The organism is Curtobacterium sp. B8, assembly GCF_000333315.1.
Lineage (GTDB): Bacteria > Actinomycetota > Actinomycetes > Actinomycetales > Microbacteriaceae > Curtobacterium > Curtobacterium luteum.
This window is the reverse complement of sequence record NZ_BACW01000661.1, coordinates 1-3,209: the sequence shown is the minus strand read 5'-3', so window position 1 is coordinate 3,209 and position 3,209 is coordinate 1. Positions and strand designations below refer to the sequence as shown.

Genomic DNA, 3,209 nt, shown 5'->3' with positions numbered 1-3,209 from the left:
GGACGGCTGGTGGCGCATGCGGAGCCGCGGATGGCCGCGTTCCTCGCTGTACGTGCCGGGGCCGCCCCAGTACTGCTGGAGGAAGGCGGACAGTCGCCAGACGGCTCCCTCGAGGTCGTCGGCCGGGTACATCGGCCAGATGACGTCGTCCTGCTGCACACCCTCGTAGAAGCGGCGGACCAGACGGTCGAACGTCGGGGCTCCGCCGATGCGGTCGTAGAGCGATCCGGTGGCGGAGACGCCGTGCTCGCCGACGCGGAGCGTGATCGGTTGCGCGGGCACGCGGCCGGGCCCGGCGGCGCCCGCCGCGGTGGTGTCGTCGGTCATGCCTCGCTGCTCACTTCTCATCGTCGGTGTCGTCGGTCCGGATGGCCTGGCCGAGCAGGTTCCGCTTCGGCTTCCGCGATTTCGTCGGGGCCGGGGTCGGCTGGGTCCGCACGGTGCGCAGCCCGTTGATGGACGTTGCGTTCTCCCATCCCGCGGGCATGATCATCGCCATCGCCGGCAGGGTGACGCCGAGCTCGTCGACGCTGCGCTTCAGCCGGATGCGCAGCTCGCGTCCGACGACGTCGAGCTCCGAGGACCGCGTCTTCACCACGAGCCGGAACACCATGCCGGCGTCCGTGATCGACTGCAGCCCCCAGATCTCCGGCTTCTCGACGATGCGCTGCCGCCAGCGGGGCTCCTGCGACATGGTGACGGCGGCCTTGAGCAGGGCGTCCTGCACGGCGTCGATGTCGGTGTCGTACGGGACGGTGATGTCGACGAGGACCCGCGACCAGCCCTGGGACAGGTTGCCGACGCGGAGGATCTGCCCGTTCGGCACGAACCAGAGGATGCCGTTCACGTCGCGGATCTGCATGACCCGGAGGCCCACGTTCTCGACCACGCCGGTGGCCTGCCCGGTGTCGACGACGTCGCCGACGCCTGCCTGGTCCTCGAGGATCATGAAGATGCCGGACAGCAGGTCGCGCACGATGCTCTGCGCACCGACGGCGAGGCCGGCCGCGACGAGCGAGGCGCCCCCGACGATGCCGACCGCGGCGTTCGGGATCGCGACCGGGATGATGATCGCGAGTGCCACGGCCACGACGATCACGGTTGCGAGGTTCTCGAGGACGCTGCCGAGCGTCCGGGTGCGCTGCACGACGCGGGCGGTCTGCACCGGTGAGGCGATGAGCGCCTGCGTGTCGGTCGTGCCCTGGCGCTTCTTGACGCCGAGGACCACGCGGTTCACGACCGTGGTGATCATCCGGCGGAGGATCAGGCGCACGATGATCGCGGCGAGGATCACGATGACGATCGTGATCGGCTTGCCCCAGACGCTCCAGAAGTCGTCGAGGGCGGAGTTCACGGCTGCGTTGGTTGATGCGGCGAGGAGCATGATCCGATCGATGCTAGAGGGCGGGGCCTTGGCGTCCCGTGAGGAACCCCGAGACCCCGCCCGTCGTCAGCAGGTCAGGAGCCCGCGGGTCAGGCGTCCGCCGCCTGGACCCGGAGTGCCCGCTCGGTGCCCGCGAGGTTCTCGGTCACGATGCGGCGCAGTGCCGGGGTCTCGGGGTGGGCGTCGAGCCAGGCGCGGGCGGCATCCCGCAGCTCCACCGAGGCGAGCGGTGCCGGGTAGAGCCCGGTGACGACCGTGTCGGCGATGTGGTAGCTGCGCTCGGCCCAGATTCGGGTCAGGACGTCGAAGTACTTCGACACCAGGCCCTCGAGCACGACCGGGCTGTTGACGTGCTGGAACCCGACCGTGGTCTGGCGCACGATCGCGTTCGGGAGCGCGTCCGAGTCGACCAGCGAGGAGAACGCGGCGAGCTTGCCATCCGCGGTCGGGATCGACGCCCGGGCGCGAGCGGCTGCCTGCTCACCCGACGCGGTCTTGTCGGCGGCGAGCTCGGCGTCGACGTCCGACCCGTCCGCGGCACCGGCGAGCACGAGGCCCTCCAGCAGCTCCCAGCGCAGGTCGGTGTCGATCTCGAGCCCGTCGAGCGTCACCGAGCCGTCGCGCAGCCCCTGGAGCGTCGCGACGTGTTCGGGCGTGGACGGGATCTGCGCGAAGAACTTGACGAACTGGAACTGCGCGTCGGAGCCGGCCTCGGCCTCGGTCGCGAGGGTCCACAGGGTGTCGCCGACCTGGCGGATGGTCGCCTCCGACGTCGCCGGAGCGACGTAGTTGCGTGCGGTCAGTAGCAGCTGCGACAGCGTCGTGCGGATCGTGGTCGACTCGGTCTCGGTCGCGATGTTGCCGAGCACGAGCCGGACGTAGTCGCTCGCCGGGGCCTCGGCGTCGCGCGTGGCGTCCCAGATGGCGCCCCACACGATCGAGCGGGCGAGCGGGTTCGCGATGTCGGCGAGGTGCGCGATCGCGGTCTGGCGGGACTGCTCGTCAAGGCGGATCTTCGCGTACGCGAGGTCGTCGTCGTTGAGCAGCACGAGGTCGCCGCGGTGGACGCCGACGAGCTCCGGCACGTCGGTGCGGGCACCGTCGACGTCGATCTCGACACGGTGGGTCCGCTCGAGCTTGCCGCCCTCGGACGCCGCGTAGACGCCGATCGCGAGACGGTGCGGGCGGAGCGTCGGGTGGTCCGCCGGCGCTTCCTGCAGGACGGCGAAGGACGTGATCGCGCCGTCGGCGTCGACCTCGAACTCCGGACGGAGGGTGTTCACCCCGGCGGTCTCGAGCCAGAGCGCGGACCAGTCGGAGAGGTCGCGGCCGCTCGTGGCCTCGAGCTCGACGAGGAGGTCACGGAGCTCGGTGTTCGAGTGGTGGTGCTTCTTGAAGTACGCCGAGACGCCGGCGAAGAACGCGTCGATCCCGACCCACGCCACGAGCTGCTTGAGGACCGAGCCGCCCTTGGCGTAGGTGATGCCGTCGAAGTTCACCTGGACGTCCTCGAGGTCGTTGATCGTCGCGACGATCGGGTGCGTCGACGGCAGCTGGTCCTGCCGGTACGCCCACGACTTCTCCATCGCCTGGAACGTCGTCCACGCTTCGGTCCACTCGGTGGCCTCGGCCGTGGCGATCGTCGACGCCCACTCGGCGAAGGACTCGTTGAGCCAGAGGTCGTTCCACCACTTCATGGTGACGAGGTCGCCGAACCACATGTGCGCGAGCTCGTGCAGGATCGTGACGACCCGGCGCTCCTTGATGGCGTCGGTCACCTTCGAGCGGAACACGTAGGTCTCGGTGAAGGTCACCGCGCCCGCGT

Annotated in this window: 3 protein-coding genes; all 3 read right to left on the bottom strand. The window is 70.1% G+C overall.

The window, feature by feature from the left end; translation table 11 throughout:
* The coding region (locus I59_RS17655) for a hemin receptor (RefSeq protein WP_022905002.1) at positions 1 to 327 on the bottom strand (327 nt) is incomplete at its 3' end.
* A 10-nt stretch (positions 328 to 337) separates the two neighbouring features.
* A complete protein-coding gene (locus tag I59_RS17650; RefSeq protein ID WP_022905001.1) occupies positions 338 to 1,384 on the bottom strand; it encodes a mechanosensitive ion channel family protein in 1,047 nt (348 codons plus the stop codon).
* Positions 1,385 to 1,473: 89 nt separating this feature from the next.
* A partial coding sequence (pepN, locus tag I59_RS17645) for an aminopeptidase N (RefSeq protein ID WP_022905000.1) occupies positions 1,474 to 3,209 on the bottom strand: 1,736 nt, incomplete at its 5' end.